The following is an 18,082-nucleotide window of genomic DNA, read 5'->3' as shown; positions in this document are numbered from 1 at the left end:
TCGCCGGAGGCCCTAGCGGGCGGCCGGCGCGCCGCGGGTCAGACGCGGCAGGGAGGCGTCGAGGGCCGGGACCGCCCGGCGGCGCGGGGTGGAGGTGCCCGTCCAGCAGGTTCCGCGGCGGGCGAGGAGGCGGCGCAGCCACAGCTCCATCGAGACGAGCTCCGCCAGCCCGTCGAGCGGTACGGGCTTGCCGTCGGCGGCCTCGGACAGGGCCCGCTGCACGACCCGGGCCTCGATCAGCCCGGCGTCGGCCAGCAGCGGGGCGGAGAACAGGGAGAGCAGGCCGGGCAGGGCGGCCCGCAGCCCGAGCCGGGTCGCGGTCTCGTTCGGGGTGTGGGCGGAGGCGCCCCACCCGGGCGGCAGTTCCCGCACCCCGGCGGAGGCCAGCACGCTGCGCAGGATCTCGGCGCGGGCCCCGGGCTGCACCCGCAGGGACTCCGGCAGGGCGCGCGCGGCCCGTACGACCTGGTTGTCGAGGAACGGCGCGTGCAGGCGCTGGCTGCGGACCTCCACGGCCTGCTCGAAGACCCGGTGGTCGGCCGCGTGGCGGGCCAGCAGCGCGCGGGCGCGGGCCTCACCGGGCCGCAGCGAGAGCGGGGGGCGTCCGGCGGCGGCCCGGAGGCGGATCGATACTTCCGCCAGCGCCTCCCCGGTCAGCCAGCCCGCGGCCGGTCCCGGGCGGGACCAGGTCAGGGCCGCCAGGGAGGCGTCGACCGGCCCCGAGACCGTGGCGGCGACCCCGCCCTCGCGCAGCCGGGCCGCCGCCGCCTCGATGCCCGCGCGGTACGGCGTACGGGCCAGGCGGCGGGCCGCCGAGTACACGGTGAGCGGCACGAGGAGGGACTCCCCGGAGGCCGAGGCGGCGCGGGCGAGGGCGGCGACCGGGCGCAGCAGGTGGCGGCGTCTGCGGTCCAGCAGGAGGTCGGCCATGCGGGCGGGGTGCGCGTCCAGGACCTGGCGGGCCCCGTGCCCGGTGAAGTGGTCCGCGGAGCCGGCCGCCAGCCGCCGCCGCTCACGGGCGGCGGTGACCAGGGACGGGCCGGGTTCGTCGGTGAGCGGGCCGTCGAGTTCCGCGTAGGGCAGGGCCTCCGCGGCCGCGGCCACCACGACGTGGTGCAGCCGGGGGTCGGCGGCGAGGGCGTGGGCGCGTTCGAGCTCGGCCTCGCGGCCCTGGGGGGTGGCCAGGTCGTTGAAGGTGACGGCGAGGAGCCGGGAGCCGGTGCCGGGCAGGGTGCCGGGGGAGCCCGGGAGCCCGGCGGCGAGGAGGGCCAGCGTCGCCGAGGCGCTGCCGCCGGAGAGGTCGGCGCCCACCCCGGGCGCTGGGGCGCCCCGGGCCGCACGCCGGTCGGCGGGTCCCATTCCGGGCACGGGGCCGGGGTCGGTCACCAGTACGTCGGGAGCATGCCGGGGCGCCGTGAGCCGGGCGCGCACCGCGGCCGTCAACGCTTCCCGTACGCCCTCCACCGCGCGCTCCGGGTCGGACTCGGGCGCGGCCACCGCGAGGGAGGCCACCGGCTCGTACCCGGTGATCTCCCGGGAGCCCTCGCGCAGGATCAGCGTGTGGCCGGGCGGGATCCGCCGCACGCCGACGTACGGTGTGCCGTCGCCCAGCGCCTCGGGGCTGTCGGGGCAGGCCAGCAGGGCCGCGAGGTGGCCGACGTCGAGCTGCGCCTCGATCAGGTCGGCGAGCGGGAGGGCGGCGGTGGCGTACGCGGTGCCGCCCGCCCAGGGCGTGTAGAAGACGGGCCGGGCCCCCGCGAGGTCACCGAGGACGGTGATGCGGCGGCCGGCCTGGACGACGGCGGTGTAGCTGCCGGACCACTCGGTGAGGTGGCGCAGGGCTCCGCCGCGGGCGGCGTAGAGGGCGCGGCGCAGCTCGGCGTCGGAGGCGCCGCAGCAGCCGAGGACGGCGAGCCGGGTGAAGGGGTCCGCGGGGTCGGCGGTGACGGTGCGGATCTCGTCGGGGCGCCAGTCGCCGACGGCCCAGAGGGGGTCGGGGTCGCCCCAGAGCAGTTGGGCGCCGACGGGGTGGACGGTGCGTTCCGCGTCCTGGGCGGCCGGATCGTCGGCGTACGCGGCGTCCGCGATGCCGCCGCGCGGCGGGGCCGCGTGGGGGTGCGCCCCGGGGGGTCCGTACGCGCCCTGGGGTCCGTACGCCCCGTGGGCGGGGTCCGCGTAGTCGGCCCGGCCGCCGCCGCGGGGCGGTTCGCCCTGGTGGGAGACCCGGCCGGCCGTGCCGAAGCTCGCGGCGATACTGCTCCACCCGACCAACCAGCGCACCGCCGCCTCCCCCAGCCCGTGGGCACATGACCGGGGCAACGGACGGCACGGACGACGCGGTCGGCGCCGGAGGGCGCGGCCGGCGGGACCCCGGGTGGCTCGGGGTCCATGCTGCCACGAGACGGGCGTGCGAGAGTGGCTTCGGGGGCGCGCATGCAAACGAACACGCCCCGGCCACACGGTATTTGGTGTTCCGTTCCCACCGCCCCATAGGTCGGTTTCGGCCATTCTTCGGCCGTGCTGAGTGCCCGCGGCGGTCCGCGCGCGGGCCGCGGCCCGGGAGGCGGTCTCCACCCCCCGGACCGTTCCGCCACCCGCGGGGATTGAGGCGGCGGCATCCCCCGGCCCTCCGGTTCCACGCGGCGGGCCGACCCACGCACCGCACATCGAATCGCCGGGCCCCGGGACCGGCCAGAGCGCACGGCCGGGCGCACGGCCACACGGGCGGAGCACGAGCTGACACGTGCGCCCCGGGGGCGGGCCCCGCCCGGACTGTGCATACGGACAACAATCCCGCCATACGGAAGTCGGGGCCTTAACGCTTGGGAGGCGGGGAACTACGCTGGGTTTACGAAATGCCGGGCGCCTATGCCCCGGCGGCGTCTGCGTTCCGCGTGTGACGAGGGGTGGCGCATGTCCAGGGAGCTCCGCGAGCCCAATGAGAAGCTCGGCGCCGTCCTCGCCCTCGCGGGCATCAGCAACGCGGGACTGGCCCGGCGGGTCAACGACCTCGGCGCGCAGCGCGGTCTGACGCTCCGGTACGACAAGACCTCGGTCGCGCGGTGGGTGTCGAAGGGGATGGTGCCCCAGGGCGCCGCGCCGCACCTGATCGCGGCGGCCATCGGCGCGAAGCTGGGGCGCCCGGTGCCGCTGCACGAGATCGGGCTGGCGGACGCGGACCCCGCGCCCGAGGTCGGGCTGGCCTTCCCGCGCGACATCGGCGCGGCCGTGCGGTCGGCGACCGACCTCTACCGGCTCGACCTCGCGGGGCGGCGGGGCGGTGGCGGGATCTGGCAGTCGCTCGCCGGGTCCTTCGCGGTGTCGGCGTACGCGACGCCCGCGTCGCGCTGGCTGATATCTCCGGCCGACAGCTCGGTGGCGCGCGAACCGGGTCCCGTACGGGAGAAGGCTCCGCTTCCGGTTCCGGTTCAGGCGGCCGGGGAGACCGCTGGTGCGGCCGCCGGGACCGCGGGAGCCACTGGGGCCGCCGGAGCCAGTGGGACCGCCGGAGCCGCCGGTACTGCCGGAGCCACCGGTACCGCCGGGACCGAGCGGGCCGGTGCGATCGGCGGGGTGGCCAGGGCCGTGGCGCCCCGGCAGGCGTCCGGTGTGCCCGGACCGTCCGTACGGACCCCTGCGCAAGGCGTTGTGCCCGCCCGGCCCGGATCCGAAACCGGTCAGCAGGCCCCCGCCGCTCCCGCGGCCACGGCCCCCGCCGCTCCCGCCGTGCTCTCGGACGCCTCCCCGCAGCGCGTCGGCCACAGCGACGTCGCGAAGCTGCGCGAGGCCGCCGAGGACGCCCGCCGCTGGGACTCCAAGTACGGCGGCGGCGACTGGCGTTCGTCGATGGTCCCCGAGTGCCTGCGGGTCGACGCCGCGCCGCTGTTGCTCGGCTCGTACAGCGACGAGGTGGGCCGCGCCCTCTTCGGCGCCACCGCCGAACTGACCCGGCTGGCGGGCTGGATGGCCTTCGACACCGGCCAGCAGGAGGCGGCCCAGCGCTACTACATCCAGGCGCTGCGGCTGGCCCGCGCGGCCGCCGACGTACCGCTCGGCGGTTACGTCCTGGCCTCGATGTCGCTCCAGGCGACCTACCGGGACTTCCCCGACGAAGGAGTGGACCTCGCCCAGGCCGCCGTCGAACGCAACCGGGGCCTGGCCACCGCCCGCACCATGAGCTTCTTCCGCCTCGTCGAGGCCCGCGCCCACGCGAAGGCGGGCGACTCGGCCGCCGCCGGGGCCGCGCTGCGGGCCGCCGAGGGCTGGCTGGAGCGTTCCCGTGAGGGTGACGCCGATCCGATCTGGCTGGGTTTCTACTCGTACGACCGTTTCGCGGCGGATGCCGCGGAATGCTACCGGGACCTGAAACTCCCTCGCCAGGTCCGGCGTTTCACCGAACAGGCGCTGTCCCGCCCCACCGAGGAGTACGTACGCTCACACGGGCTGCGGCTCGTGGTGAGCGCGGTCGCCGAGCTGGAGTCCGGCAACCTCGACGCGGCCTGCGCGGCCGGCACCCGGGCCGTGGAGGTCGCGGGCCGGATCTCCTCGGCACGGACCAACGAGTACGTACGGGACCTGCTGCACCGGCTGGAACCGTACGGGGACGAACCGCGCGTCGCGGAGCTGCGCGAGCGGGCCCGACCGCTCCTGGTGACACCCGCGTAGCCGCTCTGTCGGTGGCGGGGTGCAGTATGCAGGGGTGGGAGGTGTCAGCGTGGGCGGCGGCGTGGACTGCGATGTGCTGGTGATCGGTGGCGGGATCGTCGGCATGTCGACGGCGCATGCCCTGTCGCGGCTGGCCCCGGGGACGCGGGTGACCGTACTGGAGAAGGAGACCGGCCCCGCCCGGCACCAGACGGGCCGCAACAGCGGGGTGATCCACAGCGGCATCTACTACCGCCCGGGATCGCTCAAGGCGCGCTTCGCGGTGCGCGGGGCCGCCGAGATGGTGAAGTTCTGCGCGGAGCACGGCATCGCCCACGAGGTGACGGGCAAGCTGATCGTCGCCACCGAGCGCGCGGAGCTGCCGCGCCTGCACTCCCTCGTCCAGCGCGGTCGCGAGAACGGCATCCCGGTGCGCGAGCTCGGCCCCGCGCAGATCGCGGAGTACGAGCCGGAGATCCGGGGCCTCGCCGCCATCCACGTCGGCACGACCGGCATCGTCGACTACGGGCAGGTCGCGGCGCAGCTCGCGGAGTCCTCCGGCGCCGAGATCCTCTACGGCGCCGAGGTGGACCTGATCTCCCGCCGCCCCTCCGCCGTCGCGGTGCGCACCACGTCCGGGCTGGTGGTCAGGGCGAAGGTGCTGGTGAACTGCGCCGGCCTGCAGTGCGACCGGATCGCCCGCCTCGCCGGTGACGACCCCGGCATGCGGATCATCCCCTTCCGCGGCGAGTACCACGATCTGGCCCGCCCGGAGCTGGTCCGGGGTCTGGTCTACCCGGTGCCCGACCCGGCGTTCCCCTTCCTCGGCGTCCACCTCACCCGCGGCATCGGCGGCGGCGTCCACGTCGGCCCGAACGCCGTCCCGGCGCTGGCCCGCGAGGGCTACGACTGGGCCACCGTCCGGCCCCGCGACCTCGCCACCGAGCTGGCCTGGCCGGGATCCTGGCGGATGGCGTCCCGGCACTGGCGCTACGGGGCCGGGGAGATCCACCGCTCGCTGTCGAAGCGGGCCTTCACGGACGCGGTACGCCGCCTCCTGCCCGGCGTCACCGCCGCGGACCTCACCCCGGCCGGGTCCGGAGTCCGCGCGCAGGCCGTCCTGCGGGACGGGACCCTCGTGGACGACTTCCTCATCCGCGAGGCCCCGCGCACGGTCCACGTCCTCAACGCCCCGTCACCGGCGGCGACCGCGTCCCTCCCCATCGGCCAGGAGATCGCCACCCGCACCCTCACCACCCTCCGCACGTCCTGAACCGTCCCACCGGGAGAGATCCAGCCCGGTCGGAGCCGGCGTCGGAGGCGGAGGCACGGAGGCGCGGGCGCGGGGTCGGAGGCGCGGGGTCGGGGGCGGAGCCCCGGGAGCACGGGCGCAGCCCCGGGAGCCCGGGCACGGCCCGCTCGCCCGGTGCCTCGCCCCAGCGGCAGCCGGCGGCGCCGCGCCCGGCCCCTACGGGTTCGCCCGTCCCCGCAGGGGCGTCGCCCGAACCGGGGCGGGACCGTCCGGGTGGGCCGTGGGCCGTCCCCGTGGGCCGTGGGCCGTGGCCCGTGGCCGAGGCCGGGGGCCGGGCGAACCCGCCGAGGTCGGGAGCCGGGGCCGGGAAATCCCGCGTCGCTTCCCGCGGGGGCAGGGCAGAATTGCCCGGTGCGGTACCTCATCCTCGGCATCACCGAGGCACGTGACGAGACCGGCGCCCCCCTTCCCCTCGGCGGCGCCCGCCTGCGCGCGCTCCTGGCCGCGCTCGCCCTGCGCGCCGGCGGCCCCGCCGCCGCCCCCGTCGCCGATCTCGTCGACGAGGTCTGGGGCGACGATCCGCCCCAGGACGCCCCCGCCGCCCTTCAGGCCCTCGTCTCCCGGCTGCGCCGCACCCTGGGGTCCCGCGACAGCGTCCGCGCCGACCCCGCCGGCGGCTACCGCCTCGCCGCGGCCCGCGAGGACGTCGACCTGCACCGTTTCACCCGGCTCGCGGCCCTCGGCGCCGAGCAGCTCGCCGCGCCCGCCGCCGACCCCGCCGCGGCGGCGGCCACCCTCCGAGAGGCCCTCTCGCTCTGGCGCGGCCCCGCCCTCGCCGACCTCCCCGAGCCCGCCCGCACCTCCCTCGCCGCCGCCACCGAGGCCCGCCGCACCCGCGCCGCGCGCGACCGCGTCGAGGCGGACCTGCACAGCGGCGCCACCGCACCGGCCGCACTCCTGCCGGAGATCGAGGCGCTGATCCACGAGCATCCGTACGACGAAGAACTGCGCGCCCAGCAGCTGCGCGCACTCCGCGCCGCCGGACGCCCCGCCGACGCGCTCGCCGCGTACGAGCGCACTCGACGCGATCTCGCCGAACGCCTCGGCACCGACCCCGGCCCGCGGCTCCGCGCCCTGCACGCGGAGCTGCTCCAGTCCCCGCCGCCCCCGCCCCCGCAGCCCCGCGGCAACCTCCGCCCCCGCCTGACCTCCTTCGTCGGCCGCGAGCCCGAACTCGCCGCGCTCGCCGGCGACCTCGCCCGCTTCCGGCTCGTCACCCTCACCGGCCCCGGCGGCTCCGGAAAGACCCGGCTCGCCGAGCACGCCGCCGCCGACCAGCCGGATTCCGGCTGGCTCGTCGAACTCGCCCGGCTCGACCACCCCGCCGCCGTACCCGGCGCCGTCCTCAGCGCCCTCGGCCTGCGCGAGAGCAGCCTCGTCGCCCGCGAGAAGGCCACCACCGCCGACCCCACCGACCTCCTCGTCGAGCACTGCGCGCACCGCAGCCTGCTCCTCGTCCTCGACAACTGCGAGCACGTCATCGGCGCCGCCGCCGAACTCGCCGAACGCCTCCTCACCCACTGCCCCGGCGTCCGCATCCTCGCCACCAGCCGCGAACCCCTCGGCGTGCCGGGCGAGTTCCTGCGCCCCCTCGAACCCCTGCCGCCCGCCCCCGCGCACCGGCTCTTCGCCGAGCGCGCCGCCTCCGCCCGCCCCGGCTTCACCCCCGGCGACGATCCCGCCGCCGTCGCCGAGATCTGCGCCCGCCTCGACGGACTGCCGCTGGCCATCGAACTGGCCGCCGCGCGGCTGCGGCTGCTCACCCCGCGCCAGATCGCCGACCGGCTCGACGACCGCTTCCGCCTCCTCACCGGCGGCGCCCGCACCCTGCTGCCCCGCCAGCAGACCCTGCGTGCGGTCGTCGACTGGTCCTGGGACCTCCTCGACGCCTCCGAACGGGCCGTCCTCGCCCGTCTGTCGGTCTTCGCGGGCGGCTGCGACCTGGCCGCCGCCGAAGCCGTCTGCGCCGAACCGGGCGACGACGGCGACGACGGAAACGGCCACGGCCACGGCCACGGCCACGGCTACGGCCACGGCTACGGCCACGGCACCCTCGACGTCGCCGACGTCCTCGGCTCACTCGTCGGCAAGTCCCTCGTCCTCGCCGAACCCGACGAGGACGAGACCTCGCCCGGCATGCGCTACCGCATGCTGGAGACCATCCACGAGTACGCCGCCGAACGCGCCGCCGCCGACCCGGCCGCCCTGCGCGCCACCGCCCACCGCCACGCCGCGCACTACCTCGCCTTCGCCGAGCACGCCGAACCCCTGATCCGCTCCGCGGTCCAGCTCCCCTGGATCCGGCGCGTCGAGACCGAGCTCGACAACCTCCGCTCCGCGCTCGACACCACCCTCGGCACCGCCACCCCGCAGGCCCCGGACGCCACGGAGTCCGCCCAGCGCATCGCGCTCTCCCTGGGCTGGTTCTGGTGGCTGCGCAACTACCGCGTCGAGGGCGTCGAATGGATCGGCCGCATCCTCGACCGCACCCCCGAGGACCCGCCCGAGAGCTCGCCCGCGTACTGGGGCTGCATGCGCCTGCGGATCCTCCACATGTTCCTGCTGGCCGAGAGCAACCGGGGCGACCACTTCCACACCCCCGAGTACCGGGCCCTCGCCACCCGCATGCGGGAGGCCTTCCGCCGGGAGTCGCCGGAGTCCACCCGCTTCCCGGGGATGCTCTGGCCCGCGCTGGGCTTCCTCACCGGCCAGACCCCCGACTTCCTGGCCGACCTCGACCGGGGCGTCGCCAACGCGCGCCGCCATGCGGGGGACTGGGAACTCGGCGTCATCCTCATGCTCCGCACGCACACCGCCATCGACACGACCGGCGGCCTGCCCACCGTGGACGCCGACCTCGCCGAGCTCCGCCGGATCGCCTCCCGGATCGGCGACCGCTGGACCCGCGCACAGGTCGCCAGTGCCGCCGGGGAACTGGCCCTCTCGCGCGGCCGGTTCGACGACGCCCGCGCCGAGTACGAGGAGTGCCTGCGCCTGGCCCGCGAGGTCGGCGCCCACACCGAGGCCCCCTTCGCCATCGCCCGCATCGCGGAGGCCGCCTACAGCGGCGGCGACCTCGACGGCGCCGAGTGCCTCCTGGCCGAGGCCGAGCAGGAGGCCGAACGGCAGGGCGGTGTGTACGACGTCGCCGCCTTCGCCGGGCTCCTCGCCGCGATGTTCACCCTCCAGCGCGGCGACACCGTCCGGGCCCGCGCCGAATGGCAGGGCGCCCGCGCCGCGGCGGACGGCATCACGGGACCCCCGCAGTTCGCGGCCGGGCTGGACACCGTCGAAGCCGTCCTCCTCGCCCGCGAACAGGGCCCGGAAGCCGGCCTCGCCAAGGCCGCCCAGGGCCTCGCCGACGCGGTCGCCGCCCGTTGCGCGGAGCGGTTCCTGGCCACCCTCGCCGAGACCGCCGCCCTGCTGCTGGCGGACACCGACCGTCCGGCCGAGAGCGTACGGGTCCTCGCGGCGGCCACCGCCTGGCGCGCGGGCCACCCCCGTCCGGTCCCCGAGGAGGCCGCCCTGGAGGGCCTCCCGGCCCGCACCCGCGCCCTGCTCGGGGCGGCCGGCCAGGCCGCGGCCGAAGCGGAGGGCCGGACCCTCGGCCCCGCCGAGGTGGCCGCCCTGCTCGCCGCCCCCACCGCGCTCAGCGGCAGCTGATCACCGAGTCCGCCCAGCTCGCCAGCGTCGGCAGATGCCCCTGCCCGGCCTGTTCCACCACCAGCCGCAGCGTCGTGTGCCCGGCCAGGGACACCTGGACGTCCGCCGGGGCGTCGCCGTACCCCAGCGCCCCCGAACGCCACAGCCGCTGCCCGTCGCCGTAGACGGAGAACCGCAGCTTCCCGTCGGTCGGCAGCGACAGCCCGTCCACCCCGGCGCGCGCCGAGAAGCCGGTGCACTGCCGGTTGAGGGCGATCTCCACCGAGGAGCGGGAGTTCACCGTGACGCCCTGCCCGAAACGCCGGTCGCCCACCTCCAGCCCCCACCGCTGCCACACCCAGCTGCTGCGCCAGGTCTCCACCTCCGGCCCGGTGTGCTGCCCGAACGCGGAGTGCCCGAGCCGCGCCAGCTGGAAGTCCCGGGCCGACGGGGGCTTCGGCGAGGGCTTGACGGGTGACGGCGTGGGCGTCGGGCTCCGAGGCGGCTCCGGCACGGGCGAGGCCGACGGCGGCTTCGACGCCGGGGCCGGGGCCGGGGGCGGGACCGAGGGCGTCGGCGGCCCCGGCACGGGAGCCGAAGGTTGCGGAGAGCGCCGGGGCGGCACGGGTTCCGGCGCGGCCGGCGACGGAGCCCCCGGCGCGCTGCTCTCCGGAGCCGCGGACGCGGGCGGCTTCGGCACGGCCGGAGCCACCACCCCGGGTGCGGGCTTCGCCGCGGCCTGCGGTTCGGGCTCGTCCCCGGCGAGGGCGAACACCACCCCTGCCGCCGCGGCGACCGCTATCCCGGCGGCGAGGGCGGCCTTGGCGGGCAGCCCGAGCCCCTCGGCGACGGCGGCACCCCCGGCCCCCGCCCCGGCACCCCCGGTCCCTCCGGCCGCCCCCGCCCCGGCCGTACCCGCGGCACCGGCCCCCGCCCCGGCCGTACCCGCTGCACCGGCCCCCGCGGAGGAACCGCCCGCGGCGGCGGCAGCGGCTCCCGCCCCACCGGCCGCGACGGCCCCACCCGCCACGACCCCGGCCGCCTTGGCTGCGTACCCGGCGGCGAACCACCCGATGACCGCGACCGGCAGCAGCGCGGGAATCCCCGCGTTGACGTCCTTCAGCTCCCCGGCGGCGAGCCGGCACTTCGCGCACTCCTCCAAGTGCTTGCGCAGCCCCCGCTCCGCCCGCATCCGCAACCCGCCCCGGGCATAGGCGCCCAGCCGGTCCGCGTACCGCGCGCAGTCGCCGCCCTCGACGAGCGCGGAACTCACGTGCGCCTGGAGGTAGGCCTGCTTGAGGCCCTCCCGGGCCCGGCTGGCCAGCACCGCCGTCGCGTTGGCGCTCAGCCCGAACAGCGGGGCGATCGCACTCGGCGAGGCCTCCTCGACCGTGGTGTGCCACAGCACGGCCTGCCACCGCTCCGGCAGGCTCCGGAAGGCCTGCAGGGCGAGCGACCGCTCGGCCTCGTGCATCGCCCGGACGTCCGCGCCCAGTTCCAGGCCGTCCGCACCGGACATCCCGCCCAGCCCGCCGGTGCCCTCGGTACCGGCCGCCGCCTGCTCCGCGAACAGCGCGAAGTCCTCGACCAGATGCTCCCGCCGGGCGGTCTTCCCCCAGGCCGCGGCGACCCGCCGCACGGTGGTGAGCAGGTATGCCCGCACCGACTGGTCCGGCCCGGCACCACCCCGCACCGCCTGGAGCGTCCGCGCGAACACCTCGGCGGTCAGGTCGTCGGCGGTGTGCCCGTCCCGGCAACAGGTGCGTGCGTACCGGCGTACGGCCTCGGAGTGCCGACGGAAGAGTTCCTCGTACGCGCCGTCGTCACCGCCGCGCATCCGGGCGATCAAATCGGCGTCGGACGGCGGCAGATCGGCACCACCCGGCCGCGGAGCGGCGTGCCGTCCACCGGGTTCGCGCTGGGCCGGCACCTGCCGCGGGGGCAGGCTCCCCGGCCCGGCCTCCCCGCCCGAACCAGCGGGGGACTCGTCCCGCCCGTCAACGCTCATCGCGGAAGCCCCCGCACGACACACTCAGCCCGGTACACCGATCCAGCGTGTCACACGGCGCCGGTGCCCCGGATGCCTCTGCGCGGCATCCACCCGTCCGGGCAAGTTCCGGCGACTCGATGACACCACCGAAAAAACGGGACTCACCCGTTCGAGCGACTGCCGCCCCGCTGGTGCCCGTTGACGAACCGACCGGAAGCAACGCGCCCGCCCGCCGGACCCGGCCCTCGCCGAAAGCCCCCGAACCACCGCACCCCGGACCGCCCCCGGACCACCCTTCCCGGACCACCCTTCCCGGACCACTCCGCCCGGGGCCCGCCGTCACCCACCCCGCCACACCCCGACGGCAACCGGGGACCGGCAGAACCCGACGGCACTCCCACAGGTCGCTCCCGCACGGCACTCCTGTACGGAGCCCCCGCGCACGGCACCACCCAGGCAGCCCTCCCGGCCGGTCCGTGCAGGCGACCCTGTCCTCCCGGACAGGACCACCCGCACGGCTCACACCGACTCAGACCCCCGGCGCGACTCGCAACGGCTCAGGCCACCCGGGCACGGCTCAGACCACCCGGCCGGGTCAGGCCCCCGCCACGGCTCACACCGTCCGGGACCGCAGCCCTTCGAGCAGGATGTCCAGCAGTCGGGCCGAAGCCGCGGCCTGCTGTGCCGGGTCCGGCAGTGCGGGAGCGGCGGTCGCTATCACCAGCAGCACATCGGCCACCGTGACATCGGCCCGCAGCTCGCCGGCCTCCCGGGCCCGGTCCACGAGCCGCCCGACGACCTCCAGCAGTGCACCCGCCCCGGAGTCCTCCGCCGGCTCGTCCTCGACGGAGCTGCGCGAGCCCACGACCCGCAGGTCCGGCACCCCGGCCACGACGGCCTGCCGCTGCTGCGGCACACGCGCCGCGGCGGCTTCCTCCTCGGACCCGTCCTCCTCGGCGGCACCGACGCGCAGGACCTGCGGCGGCAGCAGCCGGCCCGCGCCCGAGGCGACGGAGGTCCGCAGGAAGCGCGACAGCGCCTGCCAGGGCTCCTCCTCCTGGCCGAGGGCGGACTTGGCCTGCTCCGTCAGCCGGGCGGTCTCCTCCTCGGCTATCCGCCGGACCAGGACGTCCTTGCTCGGGAACCGCCGGTAGACGGTCCCGACACCGACCCGCGCGCGCCGCGCCACGTCTTCCATCGGAGCGCCGTAGCCGAGCTCGCCGAACACCTCGCGGGCAGCCCGCAGGACGTGTTCGAGGTTGCGCTGGGCGTCGACGCGCAGCGGCGTGGAACGGCCCACTCCGTGGGTCGTGGCGCCCGCCATCACGCGGCCGCCGCTCTCCGCGGACAGCGCGGTGACAGAGCCATGGAAATCGGAAATATGCATATGTATCCCCCGGTAATCATATGTCTCCCCCCGGAGACACTCCCCGCCTTCGTGTCGAGGGGGGCCACGGTCATGGGGCCCTGGTCCTACTCCTCGACGAGATACGAACATAGTTGAGCCAGAGTCAATTCAGAAGAGGCAGCCCCGGACGGAGCGCCGCCCGATCGGAGCATTCATCCCCACTTTTCCGCCGCAAGTCTCCGGAATCAACCATTCCGTAGGCCCTGACCTGCGAACCTTTCCCCCTACCCGGCTCCCGCGGCAGACCCGTCCCGCCACCCTCACCGGTCACACAATGTGCCGGGCCTGTGGACAAACTCCCGGCCACGTTGCGTCATGGGATGGTGAAGGCTGCTAACTCCCGGGGCGACGCACCCGGCACCCCGCCCCCCGCGCGCATCCTCGTGGTCGGAGGCGGATACGTCGGCATGTACACGGCGCTCGGTCTCCAGCGGAAGCTGAGATCCGGCGAAGCCGAGATCACGGTGGTCACACCCGAGCCCTACATGACCTACCAGCCCTTCCTCCCCGAGGCCGCCGCGGGCTCGATCTCCCCCCGCCACGTCGTCGTCCCCCTGCGCCGCGTCCTCGACCGCTGCCGCATCGTCATCGGCGAGGCCCGCCGCATCGACCACGCCAAACGGACCGCCACCGTCACCACCCTCGCCACCGCCGAGGAGGGCACCGGCGACATCGAGATCGAATACGACGAACTCGTCCTCGCCCCCGGCTCCGTCTCCCGCACCCTCCCCATCCCCGGCCTCGCCGACTACGGCATCGGCTTCAAGACCGTGGAAGAGGCCATCGGCCTGCGCAACCACGTCATCGAGCAGATGGACATCGCCTCCTCCACCCGCGACCCCGAGATCCGCGCCGCCGCCCTCACCTTCGTCTTCGTGGGCGGCGGATACGCAGGCGTCGAGGCACTCGGCGAGCTGGAGGACATGGCCCGCTACGCGGCCCGGTACTACCACAACGTCAAACCCGAGGACATGAAATGGGTGCTGGTCGAGGCCAGCGACCGGATCCTCCCCGAGGTCGGCCCCGAAATGGGCACCTACACCGTCCGCGAACTGCGCCGCCGCAACATCGACGTACGCCTGGAGACCCGCCTCGACTCCTGCGAGAACCGCGTCGCCGTCCTCAGCGACGGCTCCCGCTTCCCCACCCGCACCATCGTCTGGACCGCGGGCGTCAAACCCCACCCCGTCCTCGCCGCCACCGACCTCCCCAAGAACGACCGCGGCCGCCTCGCCTGCACCGCCTTCCTCACCGTCGAAGGCGTCGAACACGCCTGGGCCGCCGGCGACGCGGCAGCCGTCCCCGACATCACCGCCGCCGAATCCGGCGCCACCTGCGCCCCCAACGCCCAGCACGCCGTCCGCCAGGCCAAACAGCTCGCCGACAACCTCGTCGCCGCCCTGCGCGACGAAGTCCTCACCGAGTACGCCCACAAGTACGTCGGCTCCGTCGCCTCCCTCGGCCTCCACAAGGGCGTCGCCCACGTCTACGGCCGCAAGCTCAAGGGCTACCCCGCCTGGTTCATGCACCGCGCCTACCACCTCAGCCGCGTCCCCACCTTCAACCGCAAGATGCGCGTCCTCGCCGAATGGACCCTCTCGGGCCTCTTCAAGCGGGAGATCGTTTCCCTCGGCTCCCTCGAACACCCCAGGGCAGAATTCGAACTCGCCGCAGGCGGACACCGTCCGCACCTCCCGCCGCCCCCCACCCCCGACCCCCCGCAGGACAGCCAGGGCTGACGTTGTCAGTGCGGTCGGCCACACTGGACGTGTGACCATAGGTGGGCTCACGCCTGCACAGAGTGACCTCACCGTCCAGCGACCGACCACGAGCGACACAGCGACCACTTGCGACACCAAGAGGCTTGAACGCAGTGAACTTCACGCGCTGGAGCGCCCGGTTTCCCGGAACGCAGCGCCGCGCCGCCGCCCGGAACGAGCACGCCGCAGCCCAGGCCAAACGGGGTGAAGGCTCCGTCCCGGCAGCACGCGGCGCGGCCGCCCACCCCGCCCCGCCCCCCGACGGCAGCCCGGCCGACCCCACCGTCCGCGGCACCGGCACGGCACCGCTCCCCGCCGTACCGGCCCTCGACGAGCTCTCCGTACGGGAGGTCCTGGGCCTGCTCCCGGCCCTCGTGGCCCTCGTCCACGGCCCCGAGCACCGCGTCGCCTACCTCAACGACGCCTACACCGCCGGCTTCGGCCCCAGGCCCACCGGCGCCCCGGCCCACGAGGCCCTGCCCGAGCTCGGCGACCTCGGCCTGCTCCCGCTCCTCGACCAGGTCCAGCGCAGCGGCAAGCCCCGTACGGCCAAGAACCGCACCGCCCCCGGCGGCGGCAGCTCCTACACCGTCACCTGCACCCCCGTGGAGTTCCCCAAGGCCGCCACCGACGGCGAACCCGACCCCCACCACAGCGGGATCCTGGTCCACCTCGCCGACGTCACCGACCACGCCGAGGCCGTCGACCGCCTCCGCGCCAGCGAACGCCGCCAGCGCGAGGCCGCCGTCACCCTCCAGCGCTCCCTCCTCCCCCAGGAACTGGAGCAGCCCGACGACCTCCGCGTCGCCGCCACCTACCAGCCCGGCGGCACCGAAGCGGCCGTCGGCGGCGACTGGTACGACGTCATCACCCTCGGCGCCGGCCGCACCGCCCTCGTCATCGGCGACGTCATGGGCCGCGGGGTGCGCGCCGCGGCCGTCATGGGCCAGCTCCGCACGGCGGTCCGCGCGTACGCCCGCCTCGACCTCCCGCCCCACGAGGTCCTGCAACTCCTCGACGGCCTCGCCGCCGAGATCGACGCCAGCCAGATCGCCACCTGCGTCTACGCCGTCCACGACCCCAACGAAGGCCTCCTCGCCTACGCCTCCGCCGGCCACCTCCCCATCCTCGTCCGCGACGAGGACGGCACCGTCCGCCGCGCCGCCGACCCCACCGGCCCCCCGCTCGGCACCGGCGGCTGGCTCCACAGCTCGGGGACCATCGCGCTGGGCCCCGGCTCCACCGCCGTCCTCTACACCGACGGCCTGGTCGAACGCCGCGGCGAGGACATCGACGAAGGCGTCGCCGCCCTCGAACGCGCCCTCTCCGGCGCCCAGGGCACCCCGGCGATCATCTGCGACCGCCTGATGCGCGCCCTCGGCGTGGACGCGGACCACGACGACGACGTCGCCGTCATGGTCCTCCAGCAGCCCGCCCGCACCGGCGCCGACGCCGAGCTCTTCCACAACGCGGCCCTCGAACTCCTCGGCGGAGTCGAAGCAGCCCCCCGCGCCCGCGCCTTCGCCCAGGGCGTCCTCGCCTCCTGGCGGTTCCCGGCCGAGCTCTGCGACCTCGGTGTCCTCGCCGCGAGCGAGCTCGTCGCGAACTCCCTCCAGCACGGCACCCCGCCCATGCGCCTGCGCCTGCGCCGCACCGACCGCCGCCTGATCATCGAGGTCACCGACGGGGACGACCACCTCCCGCGCCGCCGCCGCGCCGAACCGGCCGACGAGACCGGCCGCGGCATCTCGATCATCGCCACCATCGCCTCGTCCTGGGGCACCCGCCGCACCCCGGGCGGCGGCAAGGCCGTCTGGTGCGAGTTCGCCCTCCCCGACAAGTAGCCGCACACGGAAAAGGCCCCGGTCCAAAGGACCGGGGCCTTTTCCACACCCATACATACGTACGACTACACGTGCGCGGGCTCCACAGCGACGACGGCCGCGGGTACCGCGCCGACCACCGGCCCGCCCTGCGCCACGACCCGCGACAGCGACGGGTTGTCCTGCACCGGGCTCAGCTGCCCGCCCAGCCGCAGCGCCAGCCAGGCGATGCCCAGCGAGACCGCCACGAACACCCCGATGTAGAGCATCGGGACCCCGGCCCCCAGCGGCACGCCCAGCGGCCCGAGCGCCAGCGCCATCTGCTTCACCAGGGCGAAGGCGGAGTTGTACTGCCCGACCGAACCCTCCGGAGCCAGATCGGCCACCAGCGGCGCCAGCGTCGGCGACAGCATCGCCTCCCCGATCCCGAAGAGGGCGTACGTCGTCACGAACGCGCCCGCGGCCATGACCGCGCTGCCGTGCCCCATTCCCGAGAACCCGGCGATCACCCAGGCGACCGTCCAGATCAGCCCGACCAGCGCGATGACCCGCGACCGACGCCGCTTCTCCACCAGCCGCAGCACCACGAACTGCGCCACGACGATCGCACCGGTGTTGGCGGCGAGCGCGAACCCGAGGGTGGACGGGGTGATCCCCGCGGCCTCGGTCCCGAAGGCGGCCAGACCCGACTCGAACTGCCCGTAGCAGGCGAAGAACAGCACGAAGCCCAGCACGCACAGCTGCACCATCGCCTTGTGCTGCAGCATCCGCTTCCAGCCGCCGCCCGCCTGCGCCCCGTCCTTCTTCGGCATGGCGTCCTTGAGGCCCGCCACCTGGGGCATCCGCACGGTGGCGATCACCGCGGCCAGCACCAGGAACATCACGGCCTCGATGCCGAAGAGCAGCGTGAAGCTGCCGGGCCGGCTCTCGTCGACGATCTGACCGCCGACGAGACCGCCGATGCCCAGACCCAGGTTCTGCATGAAGAACTGCATGGCGAAGGACCGCGTCCGGGTGGACGGCGTCGAGCACCACACGATCATCGTGGCCAGCGCCGGCTGCATCACGGCCTGCCCGGCACCCAGCGCCAGCGCCGACAGCAGGATCGGCACGATCCCGGTCGACAGCCCGAGCGACAGCGCGCCCACCGAGGCGGCCACGGCCGCACCCATGACCACGGGCACCGGACCACGTCGGTCGATGACCCGACCGGTGAAGGGCAGCGCGACGAGAGCACCCAGGGCGAACGCCACGAACGCGCTCGTGGCGGCCATGGAGCCCAGACCTCGCACCTGCGCCACGTAGATGTAGAGGAACGGAACCGTGAAGCCGATACCGAACGCGGTCAGCGCGTTCCCGGCCTGGATCCGCCGCATCGCAGCGCCCATCACCCTGGTCACTTCTCACCTGCCTTTGATAACTGAAGCCTGAAGACTTCATCCCTAAAGTTCGACCCTTAACTCTACACATCGAAGGAGTTAGACGCCAACGGGTTCGTGCGAT

9 protein-coding genes are annotated in these 18,082 nt (G+C 75.5%); 5 read left to right on the top strand and 4 right to left on the bottom strand.

Annotated elements, in window-relative coordinates; all coding sequences use genetic code 11:
- Positions 1 to 12 precede the first annotated feature (12 nt).
- Complete coding sequence (locus OG295_RS15960) at positions 13 to 2,280, bottom strand: asparagine synthase-related protein (RefSeq protein WP_371677480.1); 2,268 nt, start codon at positions 2,278 to 2,280, stop codon at positions 13 to 15.
- Between the two features lie 633 nt (positions 2,281 to 2,913).
- On the opposite strand from OG295_RS15960, the gene OG295_RS15955 reads away from it, so the two are divergent.
- The 3 genes from OG295_RS15955 (at position 2,914) to OG295_RS15945 (ending at position 9,619) form a co-directional block, all read left to right on the top strand.
- Positions 2,914 to 4,665 carry a sporulation protein gene (locus tag OG295_RS15955; RefSeq protein WP_371677479.1) on the top strand — a complete coding sequence of 584 codons (1,752 nt, stop codon included), beginning with the start codon at positions 2,914 to 2,916 and terminating at the stop codon, positions 4,663 to 4,665.
- Between the two features lie 19 nt (positions 4,666 to 4,684).
- Positions 4,685 to 5,917: an L-2-hydroxyglutarate oxidase gene (lhgO, locus tag OG295_RS15950; protein ID WP_371677478.1), complete on the top strand. Its 1,233-nt coding sequence runs from the start codon at positions 4,685 to 4,687 to the stop codon at positions 5,915 to 5,917.
- 390 nt (positions 5,918 to 6,307) lie between these two features.
- A complete protein-coding gene (locus OG295_RS15945; RefSeq protein ID WP_371677477.1) occupies positions 6,308 to 9,619 on the top strand; it encodes a BTAD domain-containing putative transcriptional regulator in 3,312 nt (1,103 codons plus the stop codon).
- On the opposite strand, the gene OG295_RS15940 is transcribed toward OG295_RS15945, so the two are convergent.
- Both OG295_RS15940 and OG295_RS15935 read right to left on the bottom strand, forming a co-directional pair.
- On the bottom strand, positions 9,606 to 11,606 hold the full coding sequence (locus OG295_RS15940) for a sigma-70 family RNA polymerase sigma factor (protein WP_371677476.1): 2,001 nt from the start codon (positions 11,604 to 11,606) through the stop codon (positions 9,606 to 9,608). The genes OG295_RS15945 and OG295_RS15940 overlap by 14 nt on opposite strands.
- A gap of 595 nt (positions 11,607 to 12,201) precedes the next feature.
- A complete protein-coding gene (locus OG295_RS15935) occupies positions 12,202 to 12,975 on the bottom strand; it encodes a TetR/AcrR family transcriptional regulator (RefSeq protein WP_371677475.1) in 774 nt (257 codons plus the stop codon).
- Between the two features lie 341 nt (positions 12,976 to 13,316).
- On the opposite strand from OG295_RS15935, the gene OG295_RS15930 reads away from it, so the two are divergent.
- On the top strand, positions 13,317 to 14,735 hold the full coding sequence (locus tag OG295_RS15930) for an NAD(P)/FAD-dependent oxidoreductase (RefSeq protein WP_371677474.1): 1,419 nt from the start codon (positions 13,317 to 13,319) through the stop codon (positions 14,733 to 14,735).
- 134 nt (positions 14,736 to 14,869) lie between these two features.
- Positions 14,870 to 16,600 carry a SpoIIE family protein phosphatase gene (locus OG295_RS15925; RefSeq protein WP_371681208.1) on the top strand — a complete coding sequence of 577 codons (1,731 nt, stop codon included), beginning with the start codon at positions 14,870 to 14,872 and terminating at the stop codon, positions 16,598 to 16,600.
- Between the two features lie 65 nt (positions 16,601 to 16,665).
- On the opposite strand, the gene OG295_RS15920 is transcribed toward OG295_RS15925, so the two are convergent.
- The gene (locus OG295_RS15920) at positions 16,666 to 17,967 is read right to left on the bottom strand and encodes an MFS transporter (RefSeq protein WP_371677473.1); all 1,302 of its coding nucleotides are present in this window, start codon (positions 17,965 to 17,967) and stop codon (positions 16,666 to 16,668) included.
- Positions 17,968 to 18,082 lie beyond the last annotated feature (115 nt).

This window comes from Streptomyces sp. NBC_01276 (assembly GCF_041435355.1).
GTDB lineage: Bacteria > Actinomycetota > Actinomycetes > Streptomycetales > Streptomycetaceae > Streptomyces.
This window is presented reverse-complemented; position numbering and strand designations above follow the sequence as displayed.

What these genes read in the sequence shown, in the direction of transcription:
- OG295_RS15940 (WP_371677476.1), bottom strand. Translation starts at nt 11,606, where the DNA reads ATGAGCGTTGACGGGCGGGACGAGTCCCCCGCTGGTTCGGGCGGGGAG.
- OG295_RS15930 (WP_371677474.1), top strand. Translation starts at nt 13,317, where the DNA reads ATGGTGAAGGCTGCTAACTCCCGGGGCGACGCACCCGGCACCCCGCCC.
- OG295_RS15955 (WP_371677479.1), top strand. Translation starts at nt 2,914, where the DNA reads ATGTCCAGGGAGCTCCGCGAGCCCAATGAGAAGCTCGGCGCCGTCCTC.
- OG295_RS15935 (WP_371677475.1), bottom strand. Translation starts at nt 12,975, where the DNA reads ATGCATATTTCCGATTTCCATGGCTCTGTCACCGCGCTGTCCGCGGAG.
- OG295_RS15920 (WP_371677473.1), bottom strand. Translation starts at nt 17,967, where the DNA reads ATGGGCGCTGCGATGCGGCGGATCCAGGCCGGGAACGCGCTGACCGCG.